The following is a 603-nucleotide window of genomic DNA, read 5'->3' on the forward strand; positions in this document are numbered from 1 at the left end:
CCTCGCCACTGACCACCTTCCCTGTGCCGGGAGGCGCCTGGTTCTCGTTCCCGTGCCCGTCGTGGTGCGTGTCCGACCACGCGGCCGACTTGGAGGGTGCGGGCGGGCGGATGTACCCCGAGGACGTCGTCCACCGCGGCGCCCCCATCTGGCTCGGCCTTGAGGGAATGAAGGTCCTTGGGGCGTATATCCAGGATGAGCCGTACGGCGGGGATGGCCGGCCCCCGTACCTCGTCGTGCACGCCGACGGTGACCGCGTCGAGGCGGCCGAGCTAGATCTCGTTCAGGCTGACCAACTCATCGTCGCCATGCGGGAACACGCGGGCCGCCTGGTGGCGCTTCGGAATCGCCTGGCTAGCCTGCGCAACAGACGGTCAGTGTCCGCGCGAGCAGCGTGAGCGGCAGGGGGATCTTCCCGGGACCAGGATGATCCCCCTGCCCTAATCGTGTGCGGCGAGGGCGTCGACCAGGTGACGCCCTTCCGGCGCTCCCCTGCGCAGGAGCACAGCGGCGGCGGTGTGCAGTTCGTTCCAGGTGTGCGGGCGGCCCACGGCGGCGGCATCGGGGACGGCCCGGAGGGCGACGGCGAGGGCTTGCGCAGCC

1 protein-coding gene is annotated in these 603 nt (G+C 71.1%); it reads left to right on the forward strand.

What is annotated here, in order from left to right; all coding sequences use genetic code 11:
• On the forward strand, positions 1-398 hold a 398-nt coding region (locus JAO81_RS44210), incomplete at its 5' end, for a hypothetical protein (protein ID WP_233416672.1).
• Positions 399-603 lie beyond the last annotated feature (205 nt).

This window comes from Streptomyces sp. N35, from assembly GCF_016464295.1.
Classification (GTDB): Bacteria; Actinomycetota; Actinomycetes; order Streptomycetales; family Streptomycetaceae; genus Streptomyces.